Source organism: Streptomyces tateyamensis, assembly GCF_003205575.1.
Classification (GTDB): Bacteria; Actinomycetota; Actinomycetes; order Streptomycetales; family Streptomycetaceae; genus Kitasatospora; species Kitasatospora tateyamensis.
This window is the reverse complement of sequence record NZ_PYBW01000337.1, coordinates 1-365: the sequence shown is the minus strand read 5'-3', so window position 1 is coordinate 365 and position 365 is coordinate 1. Positions and strand designations below refer to the sequence as shown.

Annotated in this window: 1 protein-coding gene; it reads right to left on the bottom strand. The window is 77.5% G+C overall.

Annotated features, from left to right (window positions below):
• On the bottom strand, positions 1-365 hold a 365-nt coding region (locus C7C46_RS33645; RefSeq protein WP_181442690.1), incomplete at both ends, for an IspD/TarI family cytidylyltransferase.

Genomic DNA, 365 nt, shown 5'->3' with positions numbered 1-365 from the left:
GGCCTGGTCACCTTGAACGCCTCCTCGTGGCCCGGCACCACGACCACCTGGTCGCCGTACCACTCCACCAGCCCCGCGTCGTCGGTCACCGCCGGACCGCCGCCGGAGGCCGCCTCGGCCAGCGCCTTGGCGTGCACCTCGGCCAGCAGCTCGCGCCGGAAGCCCTGCGGGGTCTGCACCGCGCGCAGCGTGGACCGGTCCGGGGTGTCCAGCACCGGCTCCGGCCGCCCCGGCTCGCACGGGGCGACCCGCTTGACCGTGGCGGCCAGCGGCACCGCCGGCACCACGGCCCGTGCACCGTCGCTCACCGCGTTCCCCACCGCGTCCACCACCTCGACCGGCACCAGCGGCCGGCTCGCGTCGTG